Below are 964 nucleotides of genomic sequence, written 5' to 3'. Positions count from 1 at the left end.
AAAAATAGTGGGTAAGAACCAAAATCCACAGCGTCATAGCCGCGAGTTCTTTTCACCTTTCCGGGGCTGATAGATGCAGTAGGGCTCTTCTGCCAGATAGCTTCCCTGGACACCGTAGGCACGAGCCCGGCAGCCTCCACAGATCATTCGATACTCGCAGTAGCCGCACTTACCTCCGAGCCGAGATACGTCTCGTAAGTTTCTGAAGAGCTCGGATTCCAGGTATATCTCTCCAAAAGGCTGTCTGCGAGTGTTTCCTGCTATCAGATTGAGGTATCCGCAGGGCTGTACGTCTCCGATATGGGAGACGAAACAAAAACCGGTTCCCGCCAGGCATCCCCTCCGGAAGCTCTGATGGGCTGAGGCGCCAGCATTCCTACCGTTCTCCTGTTCAGAAGAGACAGATTTCAGGGAACCAAAGAAGCTCTTCAACGTACTCCCCAGGTCATCAGAGCGAGCAATAGGCTCAAATCTATCACTATCTGAACAGCAGCTTGGGTGGGCCTGGAAATAGTTGTCTACAGAGGATATAGGACTTGCCCATCTTGTCTCGGAACCGAACCTCTTGGAGTAAGAGATAGGATGTTGGGAATCCTTCCCGCTATCCCTCCTTTCTTTGGCCTTCTGCCTTACTATGCGCATATAGTGAGGAGCGCAGGTCACTTTGATGCGAATGGGTGCAGTACGGGAGACCTCATGAATCCAATTAAGGACTTCTTCATATTCCTGTGGAGTAACTTCGTCCTCTATTTTCCCCCTTCCGGTGGGAACCAGCATAAATACATCCCAGGCTACAGCGTCCAGATCGACCACGGTGTTCAGCATGGATGAGAGATCGTGAAGATTGCGCCGGGTGACGGTAGTATTGATCTGAAAGGACAGATTGCCCTGACGGGCATAGGTAAGACCCCTGACCGCGGCCTTAAAGGACCCGGCCGCCTGGCGAAAAGAATCGTGAACCTCC

1 protein-coding gene is annotated in these 964 nt (G+C 52.1%); it reads right to left on the bottom strand.

Features of this window, described 5'->3' with window-relative positions:
- Positions 1–33 precede the first annotated feature (33 nt).
- Positions 34–964: SPASM domain-containing protein (locus HW443_RS11885; protein WP_176238294.1), on the bottom strand; the 931-nt coding region annotated here is incomplete at its 5' end.

This window comes from Candidatus Hakubella thermalkaliphila (assembly GCF_013281975.1).
Classification (GTDB): domain Bacteria; phylum Actinomycetota; class Humimicrobiia; order Hakubellales; family Hakubellaceae; genus Hakubella; species Hakubella thermalkaliphila.
The sequence above is the reverse complement of the archived record's forward strand: the minus strand, read 5'-3'. Positions and strand labels throughout refer to the sequence as shown.